16 protein-coding genes are annotated in these 24,384 nt (G+C 38.0%); 11 read left to right on the top strand and 5 right to left on the bottom strand.

The genetic code is table 11. From position 1 onward, the window contains the following. Positions 1-140: 140 nt before the first annotated feature. Genes EWU22_RS11660 through EWU22_RS11650 form a run of 3 tightly spaced genes read right to left on the bottom strand, consistent with a single transcriptional unit; the run spans position 141 to position 2,457 of the window. The gene (locus EWU22_RS11660; RefSeq protein ID WP_231962891.1) at positions 141-1,022 is read right to left on the bottom strand and encodes an NAD kinase; all 882 of its coding nucleotides are present in this window, start codon (positions 1,020-1,022) and stop codon (positions 141-143) included. 2 nt (positions 1,023-1,024) lie between these two features. Beyond that, positions 1,025-1,693, bottom strand: coding sequence for a CBS domain-containing protein (locus EWU22_RS11655; protein ID WP_130925691.1), 669 nt, complete (start codon positions 1,691-1,693; stop codon positions 1,025-1,027). Positions 1,694-1,695: 2 nt separating this feature from the next. Continuing rightward, positions 1,696-2,457 carry an alpha/beta fold hydrolase gene (locus EWU22_RS11650; RefSeq protein WP_130925690.1) on the bottom strand — a complete coding sequence of 254 codons (762 nt, stop codon included), beginning with the start codon at positions 2,455-2,457 and terminating at the stop codon, positions 1,696-1,698. Positions 2,458-2,543: 86 nt separating this feature from the next. Here EWU22_RS11650 and EWU22_RS11645 point away from each other — a divergent pair, with 86 nt between their 5' ends. From EWU22_RS11645 to EWU22_RS11635, 3 genes are all read left to right on the top strand, one after another. Next, positions 2,544-3,752 (top strand): protoporphyrinogen/coproporphyrinogen oxidase, encoded by a 1,209-nt coding sequence (locus EWU22_RS11645; protein ID WP_130925689.1) that lies wholly within the window; start codon positions 2,544-2,546, stop codon positions 3,750-3,752. A gap of 66 nt (positions 3,753-3,818) precedes the next feature. After that, positions 3,819-5,135, top strand: coding sequence for a vanadium-dependent haloperoxidase (locus tag EWU22_RS11640; RefSeq protein WP_130925688.1), 1,317 nt, complete (start codon positions 3,819-3,821; stop codon positions 5,133-5,135). Beyond that, positions 5,128-5,520, top strand: coding sequence for a group III truncated hemoglobin (locus tag EWU22_RS11635; RefSeq protein ID WP_130925687.1), 393 nt, complete (start codon positions 5,128-5,130; stop codon positions 5,518-5,520). The genes EWU22_RS11640 and EWU22_RS11635 overlap by 8 nt, the downstream gene beginning before the upstream one ends. Before the next feature lie 107 nt (positions 5,521-5,627). Here the strand turns inward: EWU22_RS11635 and EWU22_RS11630 are convergent, their stop codons facing one another. Further along, complete coding sequence (locus EWU22_RS11630; protein WP_130925686.1) at positions 5,628-6,713, bottom strand: DUF5009 domain-containing protein; 1,086 nt, start codon at positions 6,711-6,713, stop codon at positions 5,628-5,630. Between the two features lie 78 nt (positions 6,714-6,791). Here EWU22_RS11630 and EWU22_RS11625 point away from each other — a divergent pair, with 78 nt between their 5' ends. The 7 genes from EWU22_RS11625 (at position 6,792) to EWU22_RS11595 (ending at position 19,883) form a co-directional block, all read left to right on the top strand. Continuing rightward, complete coding sequence (locus EWU22_RS11625) at positions 6,792-7,868, top strand: GHMP family kinase ATP-binding protein (protein ID WP_130925685.1); 1,077 nt, start codon at positions 6,792-6,794, stop codon at positions 7,866-7,868. A gap of 8 nt (positions 7,869-7,876) precedes the next feature. Beyond that, positions 7,877-8,743, top strand: coding sequence for a sugar phosphate nucleotidyltransferase (locus EWU22_RS11620; RefSeq protein WP_109323493.1), 867 nt, complete (start codon positions 7,877-7,879; stop codon positions 8,741-8,743). Positions 8,744-8,912: 169 nt separating this feature from the next. After that, positions 8,913-10,226 (top strand): gluconate:H+ symporter, encoded by a 1,314-nt coding sequence (locus EWU22_RS11615; RefSeq protein WP_109323484.1) that lies wholly within the window; start codon positions 8,913-8,915, stop codon positions 10,224-10,226. Positions 10,227-10,432: 206 nt separating this feature from the next. After that, positions 10,433-13,639 (top strand): SusC/RagA family TonB-linked outer membrane protein, encoded by a 3,207-nt coding sequence (locus EWU22_RS11610; protein WP_130925684.1) that lies wholly within the window; start codon positions 10,433-10,435, stop codon positions 13,637-13,639. Positions 13,640-13,660: 21 nt separating this feature from the next. Next, positions 13,661-15,091, top strand: a complete 1,431-nt coding sequence (locus EWU22_RS11605) for a SusD/RagB family nutrient-binding outer membrane lipoprotein (RefSeq protein ID WP_130925683.1) — start codon at positions 13,661-13,663, stop codon at positions 15,089-15,091. 178 nt (positions 15,092-15,269) lie between these two features. Continuing rightward, positions 15,270-18,419, top strand: a complete 3,150-nt coding sequence (locus EWU22_RS11600) for a SusC/RagA family TonB-linked outer membrane protein (RefSeq protein ID WP_130925682.1) — start codon at positions 15,270-15,272, stop codon at positions 18,417-18,419. Positions 18,420-18,437: 18 nt separating this feature from the next. Beyond that, positions 18,438-19,883 (top strand): RagB/SusD family nutrient uptake outer membrane protein, encoded by a 1,446-nt coding sequence (locus EWU22_RS11595; protein WP_109323480.1) that lies wholly within the window; start codon positions 18,438-18,440, stop codon positions 19,881-19,883. Between the two features lie 361 nt (positions 19,884-20,244). Here the strand turns inward: EWU22_RS11595 and EWU22_RS11590 are convergent, their stop codons facing one another. After that, the gene (locus EWU22_RS11590) at positions 20,245-22,278 is read right to left on the bottom strand and encodes a M13 family metallopeptidase (protein WP_130925681.1); all 2,034 of its coding nucleotides are present in this window, start codon (positions 22,276-22,278) and stop codon (positions 20,245-20,247) included. A gap of 58 nt (positions 22,279-22,336) precedes the next feature. Between EWU22_RS11590 and EWU22_RS11585 the strand changes: the two genes are divergently transcribed. After that, the gene (locus EWU22_RS11585; RefSeq protein ID WP_130925680.1) at positions 22,337-24,382 is read left to right on the top strand and encodes a S9 family peptidase; all 2,046 of its coding nucleotides are present in this window, start codon (positions 22,337-22,339) and stop codon (positions 24,380-24,382) included. Positions 24,383-24,384 lie beyond the last annotated feature (2 nt).

The following is a 24,384-nucleotide window of genomic DNA, read 5'->3' as shown; positions in this document are numbered from 1 at the left end:
ACGCAGCATGAGCGAAGAGGAAAAGGAATTGTAAATGATGAATTATAAAGTATAAATGGGGGGTACATTCAAATCCCTAAATCCTAATAATTCTACATTCTACACTCTTCATTCACAATTCACCATTTACCATTCACAATTTAGTTCCTCGCATCTAATCCCCAATTTAACTTATTTCTTAGGGTTTGTAGGAAGTCGTCACCTGGGATTTTAATTAATCTGGCAGGGAAAGGGGCTTTTTGAACTTCGATACTAAACTGGCTATCGACCACTTTAGATCGGGAATCAATGGAGATTAAGAAGTTTTGGCTACGACTACTGACTTCGAAACGTAAATGTGTATCACTAGAAACCACCAAGGGGCGCACATTGAGGTTATGTGGACTCATAGGTGCAATGATGAAAATATCGGAAGTAGGCATCACTAATGGACCACCTACAGATAATGAATAGCCAGTAGAGCCTGTAGCCGTGGATACAATTAAACCATCAGCCCAATAGGAATTCAGGTAATTGCCATCGACATAGGCTTTGATTACAATCATAGAAGAGGTATCTGTTTTCATAATACCTACTTCATTGAGTCCAAAGGATTTGTTTTCAAACAAATCAACTTCTGTTTTAACCTCAACAAGTCCTCGCTCTTCAACTCGATAATTTCCTTCAATTAAAAAATCAAGGGCTTGAGAGACTTCTTGCGGAGATATGGTGGCTAAGAAGCCCAATCTACCTGTATTAATACCTAAAATAGGTATCATTTTATCTCCAATGTGAGTTAAGGTCTCCAGTAATGTTCCATCTCCTCCAATGCTCCAGGCCATATCCACTTGGTGTGGTCCTGTGCTTGAAGAATAGGCTGGAATCTGTTCTACATCAAACGAATGCTCTAGTAAATGAGCTTTAAAAACATCTGATAGAGTGATTTGACAGTTTTTTGCTTGAATATCTGCCCATAAATCCTCCATCAGGCTTTTGGTTTCACCTGTAAATGGTTTTCCATGAATGGCAATTTTTAGGCTCAAAACTAAGGATTTAAGTATTTCAAAAGTAAATCGAATCGTAATTGATCCACGTCTTCTTGTTGTCCAAAAACAAAAGCTTTTTCTATGGCAACATCATGCCGCTCCAAACTTTTTACCAATTGAGAAAACTGATCTGTTTGAACTTGAATGACCCACTCCGGTAAAGCTTGTGGATTTTTTTCTGAACGATGAAAAAAACTGCGGACCATTAGTCCTTTGTTTTCTTCAATGATACGTAAAATGACACTCATCGAATCCCGCTGAACGTGAAAAGGAATACGGAGAATACCACCATTTTTTCCGGTAAACCCAGATTGAATAAACATCTGAGTAATGACATCTTGGTGAATATAACCCATCCAATTTCCCTCGTCATTTACCACGGGTAATAAGCTAAATCCTGTACTCTCAAAAAGTGGTAGGCTAGCTAAAATATCTTCTTCTAATTCTAATTTATCCTTTTGAAATTCAGTTTGAATATCTTTCAATTTGGCAGCTAATGAGAGCTGCTGAGAGATTTGAAGTGCCGTTACCGTTCCTACCCACTTTTTCCCATCTAATACACTTAATGCAGGCACTTTATTCCCTTCTATCACCTTCAAAGCCTTCTGAAGGCTATCTTGCGGGGAAAGCGTTGGATAGTCAAAGGATAAATAGGATAAGACTAGCATAGCTAAACTTTCGTTTTTTGTAACCATTTATCTAAAATGGCATTGAATTCGTTGGGTCTTTCCATCATAGGAGCATGGCAACAATGATCAATAAACTGAAGTTCTGAACCTTGAATTAATTGATTGAATTCATGACCTACTTGTGGAGGTGTAATCGTATCATTTAATCCCCAAATTAATAGAGTAGGGGTGTTAATACGGACAATATCCTTGGCCATATTATTCCTTTGAGCTGATTTAGCAATGGCAATTATGCGCATCACTTTCGGTATACTATTGGTAATTTCAAAAACCTCATCTACTAATTCTTTGCTAGCCGTTTTGGGGTCATAAAATGTATATTCTACTCTTTCTTTGATATATTCGTAATTGCCTCGTTTAGGATAAGAACCTCCCATGGAGTTTTCAAATAAACCAGATGAACCCGTTAAAATGAGTCTTTGGACTTTCTCAGGATGTCTAAGTGTATATATTAAAGCTACATGGCCACCTAAGGAATTGCCAATAAGACTGAATTGGTCTAATTGTTTAAAGTCGACAAAATCTTCTATAAAAACGGTTAAGCCTTCACAGCCAGCCTCCTTGATTGGCATATCATGGATAGGCATAAGTGGTATAATAATGCGATAATTTGATTTGAAATGGGAGATTACTCCTTCCCAGTTACTTAAAGCACCAAAAAGCCCATGCAACATCAATAATATTTCCCCTTTACCCTCGTCGATATAGTGATAACCGTTTTCCTCCTTAATTTTGTAATTCATTCCAGGGAATCATTTAATATGCAAAGTAATAAAAAAGACTTTAAACTTTTGTAAGTTCAAAGAGTTTGTTTAAATATAAATTTATCATGAAACCAATCGTCATAATCGGAGCGGGTATAGCAGGCTTACAAGCAGCCAATGTGTTGCATGAAGCAGGAATTCCTTTTGTCTTACTAGAAAAACAAGCTCATGTGGGAGGTAGAGTGCAAAGTGAACATTTTCAAGGTTTTACCTTGGATCATGGTTTTCAAGTTTTACAAACTTCTTATCCAGAAGTGCAGCAAAGTTTACGATTACCCGATTTGGATTTATCTTATTTTGATTCGGGTGCATATCTGTGGAAAGAAAATGCTTGGCTTCCTTTTTTTAGTCCTTGGCACGATTCTTTTTCGCTTCTACGGGCTTTAGGAGATGGAATCATAAACATCGGTGATTTATTTAAATTGGCTAAGCTATGGTTGAAAATCCAAGTAGATGCCAAGCCTTTATCTAAAAGTCAATTGAGTGCTATGGAGTATATTGATTCTCTCCATTTTTCTGCAGCCTTTCGAGATGGATTTTTGAAGCCATTTTTTTGTGGTATTTTTTTGGATGATACATTATCACAACCCGCACCTTTGTTTGTTTTTTATTTGAAGCAATTTTTAGAGGGTAGAGCAGCTCTTCCTAAGGCTGGCATGGGTGCTATTTCAGATCAATTGTTACGTGCTTTGCCTCCCATTGCTGTTCGACTAAACATAGAAGTCGAGAGCATTCATGAAGGAAAGGTTGTTTTGAAAAATGGTGAAACATTGGAATGTTCAAAAATAATTTTGGCAGCTAATCCAACTGCTGCTGCTGAATTATTGGATATTCCATTGGCCAAGGGAGCTATTTTACAGAGTAAAACATTTTACTTTTCCGCCGATGATTTTCCCAATGATGGTAAATTGTTGCATTTAGTTCCTAAATCAGAAGAATCAAACATTTTGCATTTTGTTTGTTTAAGTAAAGTTAATCCGAGCTACGCGCCAGAGGGGAAGGAATTGATTTCGGTGACTACGTTGAAAACGGATATTTCAGAAAAAGAAGTATTAGTTGAATTGGGTCATTACTTAGGAAAAGAAAAATTGAACTGGAAATTTTTAAAATCGTATTCCATTCCTGAGTCCCTTTCAAAACAAGGTTTTTGGAAGTTTGTCAAACAGAAAGCTAATAAAAAAGGCGTTATTTTAACGGGTGATTATACTCAATATCCGTCCTTGCAAGCTGCATTTGCATCAGGTAGATTAGCCGCAGAGTCAGCAATTAGCTGATTTTTGTCAATATTTCCATTCTAATTATAAGTATTGGTATATTTGTTCTTCCTAAAATTTGACCCAATGAAGAGATATATTATTTTGTTTGTTGCTTTATGGTTTTCTGCATGTAAATCAGACAATCCCAATTATCAAGAGGAAGCAGCAAATCCTGAATTTTTGATTCGTTCGGAAGTTATGTTAACGGAGAGTATCATTCATGATATTTTTGCTCCGCCTGTATCTTCCCGAATATATATGTATGCCAGTATTGCTGGCTATGAAGCTGCGGTACATGGAAATAAAGGGTATAAATCTTTAGTAGGTCAATTAAACGGATTCGAGAAAGTAGCTCAGCCTAAAGCAGGGGAGGAATATTGCTTTCCTTTAGCTTCAGTTAGAGCTTATTTAGCGGTTGGTAAAAAGTTGACATTTGCCCAAGAACTTTATGAGGAATTCGATAAAAAATTAGAGGCAGATTTTAAGAAAATTGGAATTCCAGATGATGTATATGATCGTTCCATAGCATTTGGTGATTCTGTAGCAGAATCTATTATGAAGTATGCCTCCAAAGATAATTACAAGCAAACCAGAGGATTTCGATTTACAGTGACCAATTTGCCAGGGACATGGACACCTACTCCTCCAGCTTACATCGATGCAGTGGAGCCATATTGGACTAAAATTCGACCAGCGGTATTGGATTCATCTTCTCAGTTTAGAGCGCCAGTGCCGAGTAAATTTGATTTGACTAAAGGTAGTCCCTACTACAAAGAAGTGATGCAGTCATATGAAACGGTGAAAAATCTAACGAATGACCAACGTGATATTGCTAATTTTTGGGATTGTAATCCTTTCAAAATGAATATTACTGGCCATGCCATGTTTGCTACCAAAAAGATGTCGCCAGGTGGACACTGGTTAGGAATTGCAGGTCAAGTTTCTCGACAATTAAATAAGAATTACATAGAGACAGCAGAGGCATTTGCATTAACATCCATTGCCATTTTTGATGGTTTTATTTCTTGTTGGGATGAAAAATATCGCTCGATACGAATCCGCCCAGAAACCGTCATTAATGCTTCAATTGATAAAACTTGGATGCCAGTTTTACAAACACCTCCATTTCCTGAATATACCTCAGGGCATAGTACTATCTCTAGTTCTGCAGCAGTCGTTTTAACGAAATTGTTTGGTGATAATGTAGCCTTTAATGATTCTACAGAAATCCCTTATGGCTTACCACCAAGAAAATTCACCTCGTTTATTCAAGCTTCGGATGAAGCATCTATTAGTCGATTGTATGGAGGAATTCACTTTTGGCCAGCCTTGGATGAAGGAGCTAAACAAGGACATAAGGTTGGTTCTTGGTTGATTCAAACCATCAAGACACATGAGTAAAAGTGATATAACGTCAAAAGAAGACATTAGGACATTTGTCAATGCTTTTTACAAGAGTATGACTTCAGATGACTTGGTAGGGCATATTTTTTTGGATGTGATGCATGTCGATTGGGATCATCATTTACCCAAAATGTATGATTTTTGGGAAATGCTTTTACTGGATGGGCATTCCTATAAAGGAGCTCCAATGCAACCTCATTTATTAGTTAATCAAATAGTACCCCTCACCAAGGCGCACTTTGAGCACTGGATAAGCTTGTTTACCAATACCATTGATTCATTGTTTGAAGGGCCAAAGGCAGAAGAAGCTAAGACGAAAGCATTCAATATTGCACAAACTTGGGCATATAAGTTTGATTATATGAACAAGTTGGATAAATAAGATAATTATCAATTAGTAGAAGCTACCTGAAGGATTTTTTTTGTTTTTTTGAAGGACTAAAACAACGTCGTCAAGGTTTTAAACCTTGACGACGTTGTTCATATACACTACAAAGAAATGTAGATTTTATGCTTGTCTAGCCATACAGCTATTCCTCCAATGATTCCAAGAACTACCAAGGAATTCACAAGTTCGGCTATATTTTCAGTGATATGAACTTTCTCTAAAAATCCTCCTACAAAAACATAAGAAGCTTTATTCAGCCATTGTGGACCTACAGATTCAAAAAACAAATAGATAAAAATGGAATTTTTTCCAAAGGATAAAATGTAATCTGGTGCCGGTATAATGGCTTGACTTCGTTCCCAATTCAAATAAAATACCGCCATCATTAAGGAAATCCAGCCTCCTGAAGCTAAGGTAAAGGAAAGGGTAGCTGTTCTTTTGATAATGGGAATACCCGCAAAATCAAGTCCATAGCCAACTAAAATACCTAATAAACCTAATCCAATCAACGTACGAATAACTACTTGATGAGATGTACTGCGATGGATGATTCTTCCAATTAATGCCCCCCAAATGGTATGTGCTGCAGTAGGGATACAATTAATCGCAATCCAATGGCCGCCACTTAATTTCCCCATTAAGAGCATATCCATATAAGATCCAAAGTTCTTGTCTGGCGTGTAAGGCTCATTGTAACCAGGGATATCACTAAAGACGTATAAGCTATGAGCAAGTAATAATAGAAGCAAAGAAGCCGCAATTTGAAGCGGAATGGAAAATCGTAACAAGAAAAATGCAATGATGGTGGTAACCGACAACTGGGTAAGCACATTCCACAATTCAAATACTAATTTCTCTTTTCCTAAACAATGTAAGCCAGTACCAAATAAAAACAATAATAAGGAGCGTTTTAAAACCTTTGGCCAAAGTGTCCCATAAGTGTCTCCACTATCAAGTCTTTTGTAAGTTGAGAAATACAAAGCTGCCCCAGCAATCATCATAAACCCAGGTTGAATTAAGTCCCAGAAATGCAAGCCTTGCCATTTGACATGGAAAAACTGCGTGATGATGAAATTATCAGGAAATAGCTTATCCAGATTATGATATAAGTCTGTGCTTTCCGCAGCAAGTAGAAAGAGGATAAAGCCTCGGAAATAATCGACGGATGGGATGCGCTTCGTAATCATCGATAGTATTTAAGTGTTTCAAAGGTAAGGTATTTTTTTAAATCTAATTTGTACTTTTGTTTTACATTAAAATTTAGCATGATTGTTTCAACTCCCGGTCGGATTTGTTTGTTTGGCGAACATCAAGATTATTTAGGCTTACCCGTTATTGCAGCCGCAATTTCGAAACGAATTCAAATGAAAGGCCAATTTAGGGCCGACAAAGTTGTTCGATTTTCATTACCTGATGTCCAATCGGTAGAAGAATTTGAATTAGACTTTCCTTTGAGCTATACAAAAGAAAGAGATTATTTTAAAAGTGTATGCAATGTGTTACACCGTAAAGGTCATTCTTTGGCAAAAGGTTTAGAGATTGAAGTAAGAGGTAATATTCCTATAAATTCGGGGACATCCAGCTCCTCTGCCATGATCGTTTCTTTTGTTAAGTTTTTATGTGAAATGTATCAAATACCTGCCACTCAGAAAGAAATTGGAGAAATAACCTACGAAGCAGAGGTGCTGGAATTTACAGAACCTGGTGGGATGATGGATCAATATTCTACGGCTGTGGGAAATGTGATATTTTTAGAAAGTCGACCGAAAATTGCCATTGAAACTTACGCCCGAGAATTAGGAACATTTGTACTCGGGGATTCATTAGAAGCTAAAGATACATTGAAGATATTGGCACATGTTAAGTTTGGTATGTTGAGTGGGTTGGAGAAAATCCAACAGGTAAATCCTGATTTTGACTTAGAAAAGGCAAGTTTGGAAGATTGCTTAACATATCAATCGATTTTGACAGATGCAGAATGGATCTTATTGCAAGCCAACATTTCGGATCGTGATATTTTGTTGGAAGCAAAGGAAATGTTTGAAGGCAAATCCGAATGGAGTGATGAAAAATTGGGAGACTTATTGAATCGTCATCAAGTAAATCTTAGGGAACATAAGCAAATTTCTACTTCTAAAATAGATCGCATGATTCAAGCTTCTTTGGAAGCGGGAGCATTGGGAGCTAAGATAAATGGTTCAGGTGGTGGCGGCTGCATGTTTGCTTATGCACCGGTACATCCAGAGAAAGTAGTAGAGGCCATTGAAAAAGAAGGAGGAAAGGCCTACATCATTCGAGTAGACGAAGGAACTAAAGTAGAAAAAGAAAGTTTGTTTTATTAATTCACGACATGAAAAAGAGATTATTGATTTTAGCAGGTGGGATGGCTTCTCGAATGAAGAAGGCACTTAATGAAGGAAGTGATTTAGATCCCAATTTAGTTGCTCAGGCTAATTCTGTGACCAAAGGGATGATTCAAGTGGGCAAAAATGGAAAGACATTAATCGATTATCAATTATACAATGCTCACTTAGCAGGGATCGAAGAGGTGATGCTACTTTTGCATCCTACGGATCAAGTTACCCAAGCATATTGTGAAGAGTTAATGTCTCGTGATGCATGTTGGGGGATGAAAATTGTATTTGCCCGTCAACAAATACCGGCAGATCGTGAAAAACCAGCTGGTACAGCAGATGCCGTTTATCAGGCATTAATGCAACATGCTGATTGGCAGCAAGGTCGAGTAATCGTGTGTAATTCAGATAATTTGTATTCGGTTAATGCCCTTAAAACACTTTGGTCGACTGACCATGCGCAAGCTTTGATCTCATATCACCGCGATAGTTTATTATATCCTGCTGAAAGAATTTCAGCTTTTGCATTGATTCGTACTGATGCAGCAGGGTATTTGTTAGAAATCATTGAAAAACCTACAGCCCAACAAGCCGAGGAGTTAATGGCTCAGCAAGGCCGATTGGGAGTAAGTATGAATATATTTGTATTTGAGGCATCTACTTTTTTACCCTATTTGGCAAAGACTCCATTTCACCCTGTAAGAAATGAAAAGGAATTACCTACCTCGGTAGCATTATTTGGTGAAGGGGAAGGTCAGGGATTTTTTGCTATTCCATTAGCTGAAAATGTTCCAGATTTAACTTCTAAAGAAGATATCTTAGTGATGCAAAAGTATCTGGAAGATACTTACGGTGATTTTTAATGGAGTATAGTTCATAGAAATGAAGTTGATTTTTCGGCAAACTAGCTAAGTATGCTGAAATATTAGATCCATTCTATATATTTGGAGTCAAATGGAGTATTTTAAAGAAAAAATAAGCTTTTGCTTATAATTTTAATACTCCATTTCCCTCACTCCATACTCATACCTTATGACCATCGCTATTGTCGTTTTATGTATTTGCCTTTTAGTATTTTTGATTACGTACCAAAAGGTTAATGCCTTCATTGCATTCTTAATCATAAGTTTAACAACAGGTTATTTATTGGGTTTACCTTTGGGTGAATTAGCTAAGTCAGTTCAAAAAGGAATAGGGGATACTTTAGGCTCTTTAGTTACTATTATCGTTTTGGGTGCTATGTTGGGTAAATTGGTAGCTAGTAGTGGGGCGGCTCAACAAATTTCAAGCAGTTTAATTCAAGCATTTGGTCAAAAGAATATGGCTTGGGGGTTGATGCTGACAGGATTTATCATTGGTATACCCTTGTTTTATAATGTGGGATTTGTTTTGATGATACCTCTGATTTTTGCCTTGGTTCATCAGTTTAAATTACATCCATTAGTAACGGGAATTCCTATGATGGCTTCTTTATCCGTCGCTCATGGATTTTTACCTCCCCATCCTTCTCCCGCAGCTTTGGTGGCTCAGTTTGATGCCAACATGGGAACGACTTTATTTTATGGGATCATTGTGTCCATTCCAGCCATCATTTGTGCTGGTCCATTATTTTCTAAAACATTAACTCGCCTTCCGATTCGTTCATTAAAAGCATTTCAGGGAGAACCTATTCCTGAATCCCAATTACCAAGCAGAACAGCCAGTTTCATTACAGCCTTATTCCCTGTATTTCTTTTGGTGGTAACGACCTTAGCGGATTTGAAAATAGATAAAAGTTCGGCTTTGACGCCGTTGATACATTTAGTTGCTGATCCTTCCATGGTCATGTTGATTGCCATCTGTGTAGCAACCTATACATTAGGCTTGCGGATGGGCAAAAAAATGGAAGAAATCATGGTCATATACACAGATGCGGTAAAAGATGTGGCTATGATATTATTAATTATTGCCGGTGCGGGATCATTGAAAGAGGTATTGTTGGTATCAGGAGTGAGTAAAGAAATTGCGGGCTATTTACAAACATTACCATTCCCTCCATTGGTATTGGGATGGTTGATGGCGGCTATTATTCGAGTTTGTGTGGGGTCGGCTACTATTGCAGGCTTAACAGCTGCGGGTATGATTTATCCCATTGTTTCCACGGGTCTAGTTAATCCTAACTTGATGGTACTCAGTATTGGAGCAGGAAGTTTAATGTTTTCTCATGTCAATGATACGGGCTTCTGGTTATTTAAGGAATACTTTAATCTTTCGGTCAAAGAGACAATCCGTTCCTGGTCACTCATGGAAAGCATCGTTTCGATCGTTGGCCTTCTTGGAGTACTAGTTTTGAATCAATTTATTTAATGGGAAATTGGTAATTTTTTAATATTAAATAGAGTAGATTTAATTTCTCTCGGAAAAATTCAAAATCAAATTTTGCCAAATTGCGCTTTATAACGGTTTTTGGCTTGCAAACTTGTGTTTGGGCGCAATTTTCTTTGGTATTTATTGGAAAATTTATAATTTGCCATCGTTTTCAAATTATTTTTTCATTAAATAAACTAATCAACATGAAAAAACTCTTACTAGTGATGGCACTAGTAACGACTGCGTGCAGTTCGTTGCTGGCCCAATCAAGGGTAGTTACGGGTAAAGTAACTGCTTCAGAGGATGGCACTGCGCTTCCAGGCGTTAGTGTTAGCCTTAAAGGTACCTCGCGTGGTGTTACAACCACAGCTGATGGATCTTACAAAATCAGTGTAGACAATGGAGCGGCTCTTCAGTTCTCTTTTGTAGGTTACAAAGCTCAAACAATTACTGTAGGTAGTCAAAGCGCAATTAACGTAGTGTTAGTGGCTGATGCTGCTGAATTGAGTGAGGTTGTTGTTACAGCTTTGGGTTTAACACGTACTAAAAACTCATTGCCTTATGCTGCTCAGCAGGTAAAAGGAGATGAATTAACACGTGTTAGATCAGGTAATGCATTTTCTGCTTTGTCAGGTAAAGTAGCAGGTCTTCAAATCACACAAGGTAACGCAATTGGTGGTTCTACCAACGTAGTTATCCGTGGTAACAAGTCCTTAACTGGTAACAACCAGGCTTTATTTGTAGTAGATGGTGTACCTATCGATAATACAAATAAAAACACAGCTACTCAGCAATCTGGTGGTGGTGGTTATGACTATGGTAATGCGGCTGCGGATATTAACCCAGACGATATCGAGTCAATGACTGTATTGAAAGGTGCAGCAGCAACAGCTCTTTATGGTTCTCGTGCATCGAATGGTGTTATCATGATTACTTCTAAGAAAGCTAAAAAAGGTTTAGGCTTAACAGTGAATGCAGGTTTAACTGTAGGAACTATTGATAAGTCTACATTTGCTACTTACCAAAACCAATATGGTGCTGGTTACTCTGATCCATATCAAAAAGATGGTTTCTACTATTTTGATGCGAATGGTGATGGAACAAAAGATTTAGTTGTTCCAACAGCTGAAGATGCTTCTTACGGAGCTAAGTTTAATCCTTCTTTAATGGTTTACCACTGGGATTCATTTGATCCAGCAGGTCCAAACTATTTAAAAACTAAGCCATGGGTTGCAGCTCAAAATACACCAGCTAAATTTTACGAGACAGCTATTTCTAACAACGTAAACGTTCAATTAGATGGAGCTACTGATCAAGGTACTTTTAAATTAGGATATACTCGTAACGATGAGCGTGGTACTTTACCTAACTCAAACGTGACTAAGAACATTATGAACTTAGGCGGTTCTTACAATATTTCTAAAAAAGTAACTGCTTCTGCTACAGCTAACTTTTCCGTTATTGATGGAAAAGGCCGTTATGGTTCTGGATATAGTGGTTTGAACGTAAATCAAAACTTCCGTCAGTGGTATCAAACTAACGTAGATATCTTAGAGCAAAAAGAAGCTTATTTCAGAAATCAACAAAACGTAACTTGGAACTGGGGTGATCCTTCTACTCCTGCTGGTTTGAAACCAATCTTTACAGATAACTACTATTGGACTCGTTACCAAAACTATGAGAATGATACTCGTTCTCGTATTTTCGGAAATGCGATGTTGAACTACAAAGCTGCTGACTTCTTGAATTTCATGGGTCGTGTAACTTTAGATACTTACAACGAATTCCAAGAGGAGCGTAGAGCTGTAGGTAGCCAAGGTATTCCTTCATACAGTCGTTTCGATCGTACTTTCCAAGAAATGAACTACGATTTGATGGCTAACTTTGATAAGGATGTTATTAATGGCTTAAATGTAAAAGCTTTAGCTGGTTTGAACTTACGTAAATCGTATATTCGTTCTATCTCTGCTGCTACTAACGGTGGTTTGATCGTTCCAGGTTTATATTCTATCGCTAACTCATTGGGTACAGTTTCTGCTCCAACAGAAAACTACAACCCACGTGAAATCTTTGGTGTATTCGGAGGTTTAACTTTGACTTACAAAGATTTCTTGACATTGGATGGGACTATTCGTCAAGATAAGTCATCTACTTTACCTGCAGCTAACAATGCTTATTTATACTATGCTGGATCTGCTAGCTGGTTATTCTCTCACCACATTGAAGATCTTCCTTGGTTGACTTCTGGTAAATTGAGAATGAACTACGCTACAGTAGGTAACGATGCTCCTTGGGGATCAGTTAGAAACGTATATGACAAACCAGATCCATTTGGTCCAACTATTTTGTTCTCTGCGCCTTCTACTCAAAACAACCCATTCTTGAAACCTGAGCAAACTCAAAGTAAAGAAATCGGTTTAGAGATGGCATTTTTGCAAAATCGTTTAGGTTTTGACTTCTCTTACTACCATACAAATACATTAGATCAAATCTTGCCTGCAACTGTTTCTTCTGCAACTGGATTTACTACTACTTTTGTTAATGCGGGTAATATTCAAAACACAGGTTTTGAACTTAGCTTATATGGTTCACCAATCAAAACGGCTGATTTCTCATGGAATGTAAATGTAAACTGGACTAAGAACACAAGTAAAGTATTGAGCTTGTACAATGATAGCCAAAACTTACAAATTGCTTCTTTCCAAGGTGGTGTTACTTTAAATGCAACGGTAGGCGAGCCTTACGGTACATTGAAAGGAAAAACTTGGAAAATGCTTAATGGAGAGAAATTAGTAAAAGCGAATGGTCGTTATGACATAACTTCTACTACAACCAATGTGATTGGAAATGTTAATCCTGATTGGATTGGTGGTATCAATAACTCATTCAAGTACAAGAATGTAACTTTGAATTTCTTAATTGACATCAAGCGTGGTGGTAGTGTATTCTCTTTGGATCAATACTATGGTCAAGCAACAGGTGTATATCCTGAGTCAGTTGTAATCAATGATAAAGGAAATCCTTCTCGTTCTACAATTGCTGAAGGTGGTGGAGTAATTATGCCAGGTGTTAAAGCTGATGGTACTCCTAACACAACACGTGTAGAGAATGATTACGGTACATTTGGTTATGCTCAAAACCCAGCAGCTGCATTTGTTTATGATGCTAGCTACATTAAATTGAGAGAGGCAAACATTGTTTACTCTTTACCAAGTTCAGTTGTACGTAAATTAGGAGGTGTTAAAGGTGTTGATTTATCTATTTTTGGAAGAAACTTATGGATCATCCAGAAATATGTTCCTTATGCTGATCCAGAAGAGAATCTTTCTTCAGGTAACGTACAAGGAAATCAATCGGGTGCTTATCCAACAACTCGTTCGATTGGATTTAACATCAAATTATTATTCTAATTATCCTAAAATTTGATAAAGATGAAAAAAATATTTTTAGTTTTTGTACCACTTTTGCTCCTTGCATCGGCTTGTACAGAAGATATCTCTCAATTAAACATTGAGACCAAAAGGCCTGCAGCAGTTCCTGCACCAACCTTGTTTTCAAATGCTGTTAAAGCATTGACGGGTAACTTAGCTACGGCTAGTGTTAATACCAACGTATTCCGTTTTACTGTGAGTCACTGGGCTATGGCAACATACCAAGATGAAGTTCAGTATGATTTTGCAACTCGTAATATTCCACAAGCTTGGTGGACAGCTATGTACCGTGATGTAATCATGGATTTACGTGAATCAGCTAAATTAATTAGCGCTGATGCATCTTTAGCTCCAGGTGAGAAAGCAAATAAATTAGCGATCTTAGATGTGATGGAAGTTTATACCTATGGTATTTTAGTTAATACATTTGGTAATATTCCTTACTCTGAGTCCTTGAATCCTGCGATCTTATTCCCTAAATACGATGATGCAAAAACTGTTTCAACTGATTTAATTAATCGTTTGAATGCAGATATTACTAAAATCAATACTTCGGCTGCAGGGTTTACTGCTGGTGAGGATTTGATTTACAAGGGATCTGTTTCTAAATGGTTGAAATTTGCTAATACACTTCGTATGAAGCTTGGTATGATTCAATCAGATGTAGATGCATCATTGGCTAAGTCGGCTGTAGAAGCTTCAGACGCTGGTGCTATTTCAGCTGCAGCAGACAATGGTTTGTTTACTTATATGGCTGCTTCTCCTAACCAAAATCCATTATATGTGGATATCGTGTTGGGTGGTCGTCAAGATTACATCGCATCTAAGGATTTGATGGATAAATTATTAGGATGGAATGACCCAAGAACTGGGGCTTTCTTTACTCCTAATAACGCTGGTGTATATGCTGGTGCTCCAGCGGGAAAAGTTAGTACTTACGTTGATTTCTCTCGTGCTGGTGCTAAAGTAATCGAAGCTGCAGCTCCTTATGTATTTGCTGATTATGTAGAAACAGAGTTTTTACGTGCTGAAGCGAAAGAAAGAGGATTTAACGTAGCTGGTACTGCTGAATCTCATTATAACAATGCGATTCGTGCTTCCATCGTAGCTTGGGGTGGAACATCGGCTGATGCTGATGCTTATCTAGCTCAACCTTCAGTAGCTTACACTACTGCAGCTGGTGATTGGAAACAGAAAATTGGTACTCAGAAGTGGCTTGCATTATACAATAGACCATATGAAGGATGGGTTGAGATTCGTCGTTTCGATCAACCTAAGATTTCAAATCCTATTGGTGCTAAATCAACTTTCCCAACTCGCTTAACTTATGCGGCTAATGAGCAGACTTTGAACGGAGCTAATTATACAGCTGCTGCTTCTGCTATTGGTGGAGATGTTGTAACAACTAAATTGTATTGGGATAAATTCTAGTCAAATTTAGATTATACTCATTTTAAAATGGGGCTTCGAAAGAAGCCCCATTTTTTTTGTCTAATTTATTTTAAAACATTTTTATTTATAAGCGTGTTTAACTAAATTATGAACGGAATTTTACGCTTACCAGCGGAAAGCTCCTTTAACTTATTTCTCATTAATCAAACTAAAAAAAATGAAAAAACTATTACTCCTTGGGGTATTAGTGGTGGTCTCGTGTGCCCCATTGATAGCTCAAATGAAACAGGTTACAGGGAAGGTGACCTCATCCGATGATGGAAGTGCCTTGCCCGGTGTCAGTGTAAGCGCAAAAGGTTCATCGCGCGGAACCACCACTTCATCAGATGGTTCATACAGTATTCAAGTTGCAGATGGAGCTTCCTTAGTTTACAGTTTTGTTGGTTACACCAGCCAAACTATTGCTGTAGGAAATCGTTCGGTTGTTAACGTATCTTTAGTTTCAGATGTTAAGCAATTAAGCGAAGTAGTTGTTGTTGGTTATGGTACTAGAAAAAGAACGGAATTTACCGGTTCGGCTTCAACCATCAAAGCAGCTACGATTGCGGAAAGACCCGTACAAAGTTTTTCGCAAGGATTAACTGGTCAAGCAGCCGGTGTGAACATCACACAACCTAACGGTTTGTTGAACAACCCTCCAGTAATCCGTGTTCGTGGTCTTAGCTCATTATCTTTGAGCTCTTTCCCATTGGTGGTTATTGACGGTATACCTATTAGTACAGATAACGTATCTGCTAACTCAACAACTAATAATCCATTGGCTGATATTAACCCATCGGATATTGAGTCTATTGACGTGTTGAAAGATGCTGCCTCTGCTGCTATTTATGGTTCACGCGCTGGTGCAGGTGTTTTATTGATTACTACTAAGCGTGGTAAATCAGGTAAATCAAAAGTATCTATTGATTCTTGGGCAGGTGTAAGTCAAGCCGTTCGTTTACCTACGGTTTTAAATGCACAGCAATACATGGATCACAAGAATATGGCGATAGCTAATGCCTTATTATTGAATCCAAACGCAATCACATCTACACAACGTAACTCGGAAAACAAATCATTTTTACCAAATTACAACCCAGATGGAAGTTTAATCGATACAGATTGGTATAAAGAAGTATATCAAACAGGTGTATCTCAAAATCATAACTTGACTATATCAGGTGGTAATGATAAAACAACCTATTATTTCTCAGGTGGATATTCTGATCAAGATGGTTTCTTGAGAAGTAATAGCTTCCAACGTCGTTCAGGTCGTTTTAATATGGATCACCAAGCTACGAAATGGTTGAAGTTGACAGCTAATTTCAATTACTCAAATACGTACAACAAAGCACCTATGTCAGGATCTAATGCCGGTGGCGCTTTCAATACATCTGGTTTAGGTCGTATTGCGGTTGCTCAAGTTCCCAACTTGCCTGCTTATTTACCCGATGGTTCTTATAACTTAGAAAACAATACAGTTGGTCGTTTGAACAACTTATTGCCTGCACAGTTTCCTAACCCAGCAGTTGTTCGTGATTTGGATAAGATTACATCTGAAAATACACGTTTGATTGCCAATTTAGGCGCTGAAGTACGTTTGGCTGAAGGTTTAAGTGCTAAGACATCTTACTCATGGGATCGTAGAAATACAGAGAACATTCGTTTCTTTAACCCATTTAATGGTGATGGTTGGTCTACTTCAGGTGATGCTTACAACAATACGGCTCGTTCTGATAACTGGAACTGGATTAATACTTTACAATACAATGTTACATTGGCTGAAAAGCATAGCATCTCAGCGATTGTAGGATCTGATGTTCAAAAAACGCGTGTATTGAACTGGGGTGCTCAACGTCAAACCTTAGCGGATTTCTTCTTTACAGATTTCCAAGGAAACTTTGGAACGAACTTAGCAGCAGGTAATAGTATCTCACAAGTAGCTTACGAAGCCTATTTCGCTAATTTGAGCTATAACTTCAAAGGTAAATATTTTATAAGTGGTAACCTTCGTCGTGATGGTAACTCAGCTTTATCTTCAGAAAACCGTTGGGGTGATTTTGGTGGAGTATCTTTAGGTTGGACAGTTTCTGAAGAAGAATTCTTCAAAGGCATGGACTTAGGAAATACCATTTCTAACTTGAGATTAAAAGCTAGTTATGGTAAAGTAGGTAATGGTAACGTTCCTAATGCTTATGGTTCTTACTCTACTTTTGGTTCTGGATTATATGGTTCTATTCCAACTTTATCCTTTAACCAAGCAGGAAATAAGGATTTGAAATGGGAAACTTCAGCACAAACCAACGTAGGTATCGACGTAAGTTTCTTAAATGACCGTATTACATTAGAAGCGAACTACTACTACAAGGATATCAACAATTTGATTTTGAACGTGCCACAAGCTCCTTCAAAAGGTATTCCTGGTAACTCAATCTTAGCTAACGTAGGTTCGATGTATAATAAAGGATTTGAAGTAGCCATTACTGCTACTCCTATTAATACGGGTAAATTCAGTTGGAACACTAGCTTGAATTTTGCGACTAACGAAAACATGGTAACTTCATTAGTAGATGCCAACACTCCAATTTTGACTAATACGTCGGGTTTAGAGGCAACTTCTATTACGAAAGTAGGCTATTCAGCAGCTCAGATTTATGGTGTGAAAACGGGAGGAGTTAATCCTGCCAATGGTCGTCGTATCTTTATTAAAAGAGATGGTACTCAAGTGCAATATCAGCATTTAGGTGGAGCTTTAGCTTGGACTACCTTAGATGGTAAGGCTACAACTTCTCCTTCATCAGAGCAACAAATCTTAGGAAATACTTTGCCTACTTTCTACGGTGGATTTAACAACACCTTGAAATATGCTGGTTTTGATTTAGCCTTGAACTTTACTTTCTCTGGAGGAAACTATATCTACAACGGATCTCAAGCTGGTTTACGTGACCAACGTGTTTGGAATAACTCCACTGATGTATTGAGTTCTTGGAAAAAAGAAGGAGATATCACGGAGATTCCTCGTGCAGTTTACGGAGATAACGTATCCAATGGATCTTCATTCTTGATTGATGCGAACATCCAAAAAGGAGATTTCTTACGTTTGCAAACAGCTACTTTGGGTTACAAAATTCCAGCTGATTTGAGTCGTTTAGGAATTACTAGTTTACGCGTTTATGCGCAAGCTACGAACTTGTTCCTTTGGACACCTTACAAAGGGGTTGACCCAGAAATCTCATCGAATGGAGATTCTAACTTAGCTTCTGGTATTGAAAGAAATACCATCCCTCAAGCTAGAGCTTTCACATTTGGTATTAACATCGGTTTATAATTTTAAAGGATATATAAAATGAAATTATTCACAAACAAAATTGGATATCTGACCATTGCATTAGCTTTGACAGTTTCCTCTTGCAGTAAGGATTTTCTTAATGCAGTCCCTGAATTAGACTTGTCTGATGCTACAGTCTTTAATTCCCCCGCTCGCGTGCTTTCACAAATAAATGGTATATACGGATCAGCTAAAAGTGGTAGCTTATTTGGTGGTCGTTACTTGATTTATAATGATATTCGTGCCGAAGAATTTGTTAACCGTACTACAAACTCGGTTACAGGTTATTCTACCTATCAGGGTAACCAAGATCCATCGGATACTTATTTAGCTGGATTCTGGATCCAAGGTTATTTGACTATCAACCGTGCCAATTTGTTCTTGGAAGGTCTTGCGGCTAATCCGAATGCAGTTTCATCGGCTTTGGCAGCGAATTACCGTGGTGAAGCAAAATTCATCCGTGCTTTGACATACTTCTCTTTGGTACAATTCTTTGCTAAGCCTTATATCTTGGATAAAGGTGCTTCGGCAGGTTTGCCATTACGTTTGAAGGGTGAAACTTCCTCCGCTAATAATAACTTGGCTAGAAGTACCGTAGCTCAAGTTTACGATCAAATCCTGAAGGATTTGAATGAAGCAGAAACAGAGCTACCAGATAGCTATGCATCCGCTTTATTGAATACAACTCGCGCGCACAAAAACTCGGCTATTGCCTTGAAAACCCGCGTATTGTTAGCTAAAGGAGATTATGCAGGTGTGATTACAGAAGCGAATAAGATTGTTTCTTCTACTGCTCCATATAAATCCAATGCACGTGTGGCACATACCTTGCAAGCAGATGTTTCATCTGTTTTCAAAGCACCATATACTTCTACTGAATCCATCTTCTCTTTCCCTATGGATGCAACCAATGCGCCAGGTACTCAAAACCAATTGGGATATTACTTTAATGCGGGTAACGTAGAGTATTATTTGAACACAGGTTCTACGGGGATCTATAGTAATCCACAATTTGCAGCAACGGATGATCGTAAAACGAAGTTGACAGTAGCTACTACATCAATCGCGAAGTTCCCTTCATCAACTAAGTTTAGCGGTGTATCTCCGTACATTGATTTTGTACCGAGCATCCGTTATGCGGAAGTGTTATTGAACTTGGCAGAAGCAGAAGCTGAAGGAGGAAATATCAACCGTGCTATCGATATTCTAAATGCAGTTCATAAGCGTTCTGATCCATCTTATGTATTTACAGGATTGGATTCTAAAGCTAATGTGGTCAAAGCGATCTTAACTGAGCGTCGTATCGAATTCTTAGCGGAAGGTTTCCGTGCGAACGATATCTTACGTAGAGGTGAGTCTATCAATTCATTTGGTGCAGGAGCTGTGATTCCTTCATCTGATCCACGTTATATTTATGGAATTCCATTAGTAGAAACACAAACTAACCCGGGTATCGGAAACTAGTTTTGAAATCTATTTAGTATCAAAAGGGCTTGCCGATGGCAAGCCCTTTTTTTATGTCCTACAGGTTGATTTTCTTGCAAGTTCGATTAGAAAAGGTAGTAGATATTTGAAGTACATACAGCCACTAATTCGCTACGCGAAATGATCAAACCAACTTATGGCATGTTATTATGGCAAGTATTTATCTTGCTTCCAACTCTTTTTTATATCATTCGTTTTTATTTTAAGCTATTTCAATGGCTTTATTATTTCATTCGAAGACTCATTCATAAATACCATGATTTAAATTAATAGTTGATATAGCTACAAAAAAATAGCCCCCGAAATCTCAGGGGCTATTACATTCAAGAGCAAATACCAATTACCAAATCTTAATTCGGTCTTCAGGTTTCTTATATAATTTATCACCTGGCTTGATTTTAAAGGCATCATACCATGCATCCATATTGACAGGTGCACCAATCGTTCTGTACTGATTCGGTGAATGTGGATCCGTGATGATCAATTGAGCCGCTGTTTCAGGTAGGGTAGTGCCACGCCACACTTGTGCCCAGGATAAAAAGAATCGTTGATCTGGGGTAAATCCATCCATTTTCTTTTTAGACTTTCCTTGATCCGTCATTTTAAAGGCTTCATAGGCCATATTTAAACCACCCAAATCACCAATATTTTCCCCCATTGTCAGTTTTCCATTGACATGAATGGTGTCTAAAATGGTATATGCATCAAATTGTGCCCCCAATAGTGCCGTTTTAGCTTTAAACTTATTTAAGTCTTCATCCGTCCACCAGTTTCTCAAGGTACCATCCTTATCATATTTACTGCCAGAATCATCAAATCCGTGCGACATTTCATGTCCGATGACCGCTCCAATGCCTCCGTAGTTTACAGCATCATCTGCTTTGGGGTCAAAGAATGGGAACTGTAAAATCCCTGCTGGGAAAACAATCTCATTCATGACTGGGCTATAATATGCATTTACTGTTGGAGGAGTCATACCCCAACGGCTGCGGTCTACTTTTTTGCCTACTTGACTGATATTTTCTTTAAAGCTCCATGCACTGGCATTACGGAGATTTTGAAAATACTGATCGCCAGAAATTTCTAAACCATCATAATTTCTCCATTTGTCAGGATATCCAATTTTTGGTGTGAAGGCATGTAATTTATCCAAGGCTTTTTGTTTAGTTACATCACTCATCCAATCCAATTTTAGAATTCGGATTTCAAAGGCTTTTCTTAAATTCTCGATCAAGACCTTCATGCGTTCTTTCGCTTCTGGTTTGAAGTAGTTCTTTACATATAATTGACCAAGTAATTCACCGATTGTACCATCTGTTAGACTGGACATTCGCTGCCAACGTGGAGTTTGGACTTTTTGGCCTGTCAATAATTGATTGAAACTAAAACTAGCCTTTACAAAGGGACTACTTAAATTGGGTGCGGCTCCTTTTAAAATAGACCATTGTAAATATACTTTCCATTGATTGACAGGAGTTTCCTTAACAAGTCGATTGACTTCTTCGAAAAACTTAGGTGCTGAAACTAAAATGGAATCCTGCTTAGGCACATTCAATTGACTGAAAAAAGTAGTCCAGTCTATTTCATCAGTCTTTTGCTGAAATTCATTCCAAATAAACTTGTTATACGTTTTATAAGGATCACGCATTTCAACACGGGACATTTGGGCATTGGCCAATTGTTTTTCTATTCCAAAAACTATGTCCGCATTAGCTTTAGCTTGGTCAGAGGTGTTTCCTACTAATTCAAATAAGGTTTTGATGTAGTTTTTATATACTTCCTGAACTTTAGCGCTTCGAACGTCTGATTTTAAATAGAAATCACGATCGGGTAATGTAGTACCTCCTTGAGAAAGTTGTGGTACCATTTTTTCTACATTTTTCCTGTCTTGGCCTACTCCAAATCCAAATAGAGGAGATCCCATACCCGAAATTCTAAATTGTGCCAAAGCATCTAGTACTTCTTTCTTGGATGAGATGGTATTTACTTTGTCTAAATCTGCCTTGATGGGTGTATATCCCAATTTTTCAATCGTGATACTATCCATGGCTGCTGAATAAAAGTCAGCGACACGTCTTTCAATACTACCTGCAGGATAATTTTTTTGATTCAATTTGGCCTCTTCTAGAATCGTCTTGACGGCATTGATGTTGAAATCCCTTAATTGATTAAAGCTACCCCATCGGGTTTCTTTAGCGGGGATCGGGTTATTCTTTACCCAAGTACCATTAGCATATTCCGCAAAATCATCTCCAGGCTTCACTTTCGTGTTCATATTGGCCTTATCAATGAATTTTTCTGGACTTTGCGCGACCAGATTTCCTGAACTTAATAATAAGCCAGATACTACCAAACATTGGTAAATAGTCTTCATATTCGTTTTAGTTAGTTGATTTTTTTTAAATTCAATTCAAATTAATATAACTTCATCCATGAACAAATTGTTAACACTCTCTTTTATACTGATTTTTTCAGTTTACTCCACTTGTGCGCAGAAACCCGTTTTGAAAACGCTGAGCCACGAAGCGATGATGTCTATCAAGCGAGTAGGGGTTCCTAAAATTAGCCCAGATGGACAATGGCTTATTTATTCTCAACAGTCAGTTTCTTATGATTCAGAATCCAATACAAGTGACTTGTGGTTGGCTTCGTCAGATGGAACTCAAGCCCCTCGGAAAATCACTCAGACAAAGGCTGGCGAAGACAACTATTTTTGGCACCCATCTGAGAGGAAAGTGTTTTTTACCGCAAAGCGAGAAGGCGATGAATCCGCACAATTGTACATGCTAGACTTGTCTAATGGGGGAGATGCCCAACGAGTAAGTAGTTTTTCATTAGGTATTGGAAGCCCCCAAATAAGTGCTGATGGGAATAAAGTGTTGTTCTCAGCTAAAGTGTTCCCCGGAATGTTTACGGATTCACTGAATAAAAAGCATGCAGAAGAAAAGAAGAAACTAAAGTATAAAGCCAGAGTATACACTGGATTTCCGATTCGTTATTTTGATACTTGGTTGGATGAAAAACAGTCACACGTTTTTGTGCTCGATTTAAAAACCCAACAAATCCAAAATGTATTCACTGGTATCAGTTTAATTCAATCCAAGGGTTTTCAATTGGGATCTTTTACTTGGGCTCCAGATCAACAATCCGTTGTTTTTACTGCCACCATAGACCTTCATACGACAGCCTATCAAAATTCGATTTCGAAAATTTATCAAGTCAGTATTCAAGGTGGCAAGGAAAAGCTTTTAGTAGATGATCAAGGGGATTATAATTCGATTGATTTTTCTGAAGACGGAAAATATGCCATAGCCTTAGGTGCACCGCTGAATCAAACAAAGGTTTATCAACTGAGTCGCCTATATCGTTTTACTTGGCCAGAAATGTCCAATAAAACAGAATTGCTAAGCTCTCTGGATCGTCCCATCAATCAAATGGAGGTCTCGAAAGATTATATTTTGGCTAGTATTGAGGACCAAGGTGTGGACCGTTTGATTCGAATCTCATTACAGGATGGATCCTATCAATCGGTTTTAGGAGGAAAGCAGGGATCTTATAATCAAGTATCCATATCTAAAAGAGAAAATATATTTGCTTATCAATACAATAGTATGGCTAGCCCCATGGAGGTATTGGTACATCATACGGATAAAGAAGTGGCTATTTCAAATGCCAACCAAACACTTTTGAAAAACTACGATGTGAAAGATCCAGAAGAATTCTGGACGCAGAGTAGAGGGAAAAAAGTGCGTAGTTTTCTTTTGAGACCAGCTTCTTTTGATCCTACAAAAAAATACCCCTTGTTAGTTTTAATGCATGGTGGGCCAGCCTCATCCTATAAAGATATTTATGGTTATCGGTGGAATCCCCATGTGATTGCGGGCACAGAATATGTCATTGTGATGACAGATTATACAGGTTCTGTAGGATATGGAGAAAAATTTGCTCAAGACATACAGTTTGATCCCTTTAAAGGCCCAGGACAAGAAATTTTGGATGCGGCCAATGATGCTATTAAACGATATCCTTTTATAGATGGAAGTCGGCAAGCAGCTAGTGGAGCCAGTTATGGTGGGCACTTAGCCAATTGGTTGCAAGCTACCACAAGCCATTTTAAATGCTTGATTTCTCATGCAGGTTTAGTGAATTCAGAAGCACAGTGGGGTACTTCAGATGTTATTTGGGGTAGGGAATTGATGAATGGTGGCGCACCTTGGATTCCTACTAAAACATGGAAGGAACAAAATCCCATGCGATTTGCTGCAAATTTCAAAACGCCGATTCTGTTAACAGTTGGTGAAAATGATTTTCGTGTGCCTATCAATAATACGTTGGAAAACTGGAGTATTCTACAGCGACAAAAAGTACCAAGTAAGTTGATAGTTTTTCCAGAAGAAAATCACTGGGTATTGAAGGCAGAAAATTCTCGCTTTCATTACCAAGAAATTCGAAATTGGTTAGCCACTTATTTAAAGTAATA

Source organism: Aquirufa nivalisilvae, from assembly GCF_004307455.1.
GTDB classification, from domain to species: domain Bacteria; phylum Bacteroidota; class Bacteroidia; order Cytophagales; family Spirosomataceae; genus Aquirufa; species Aquirufa nivalisilvae.
Note: the sequence above shows the minus strand (reverse complement) of the source record. Positions and strands in the feature narration are given on the sequence as shown.

Coding starts and splice junctions, on each gene's coding strand:
- EWU22_RS11655 (WP_130925691.1), bottom strand. CDS start 1,693: ATGCTAGTCTTATCCTATTTATCCTTTGACTATCCAACGCTTTCCCCG.
- EWU22_RS11650 (WP_130925690.1), bottom strand. CDS start 2,457: ATGAATTACAAAATTAAGGAGGAAAACGGTTATCACTATATCGACGAG.
- EWU22_RS11645 (WP_130925689.1), top strand. CDS start 2,544: ATGAAACCAATCGTCATAATCGGAGCGGGTATAGCAGGCTTACAAGCA.
- EWU22_RS11640 (WP_130925688.1), top strand. CDS start 3,819: ATGAAGAGATATATTATTTTGTTTGTTGCTTTATGGTTTTCTGCATGT.
- EWU22_RS11635 (WP_130925687.1), top strand. CDS start 5,128: ATGAGTAAAAGTGATATAACGTCAAAAGAAGACATTAGGACATTTGTC.
- EWU22_RS11630 (WP_130925686.1), bottom strand. CDS start 6,713: ATGATTACGAAGCGCATCCCATCCGTCGATTATTTCCGAGGCTTTATC.
- EWU22_RS11625 (WP_130925685.1), top strand. CDS start 6,792: ATGATTGTTTCAACTCCCGGTCGGATTTGTTTGTTTGGCGAACATCAA.
- EWU22_RS11620 (WP_109323493.1), top strand. CDS start 7,877: ATGAAAAAGAGATTATTGATTTTAGCAGGTGGGATGGCTTCTCGAATG.
- EWU22_RS11615 (WP_109323484.1), top strand. CDS start 8,913: ATGACCATCGCTATTGTCGTTTTATGTATTTGCCTTTTAGTATTTTTG.
- EWU22_RS11610 (WP_130925684.1), top strand. CDS start 10,433: ATGAAAAAACTCTTACTAGTGATGGCACTAGTAACGACTGCGTGCAGT.
- EWU22_RS11605 (WP_130925683.1), top strand. CDS start 13,661: ATGAAAAAAATATTTTTAGTTTTTGTACCACTTTTGCTCCTTGCATCG.
- EWU22_RS11600 (WP_130925682.1), top strand. CDS start 15,270: ATGAAAAAACTATTACTCCTTGGGGTATTAGTGGTGGTCTCGTGTGCC.
- EWU22_RS11595 (WP_109323480.1), top strand. CDS start 18,438: ATGAAATTATTCACAAACAAAATTGGATATCTGACCATTGCATTAGCT.
- EWU22_RS11590 (WP_130925681.1), bottom strand. CDS start 22,278: ATGAAGACTATTTACCAATGTTTGGTAGTATCTGGCTTATTATTAAGT.
- EWU22_RS11585 (WP_130925680.1), top strand. CDS start 22,337: ATGAACAAATTGTTAACACTCTCTTTTATACTGATTTTTTCAGTTTAC.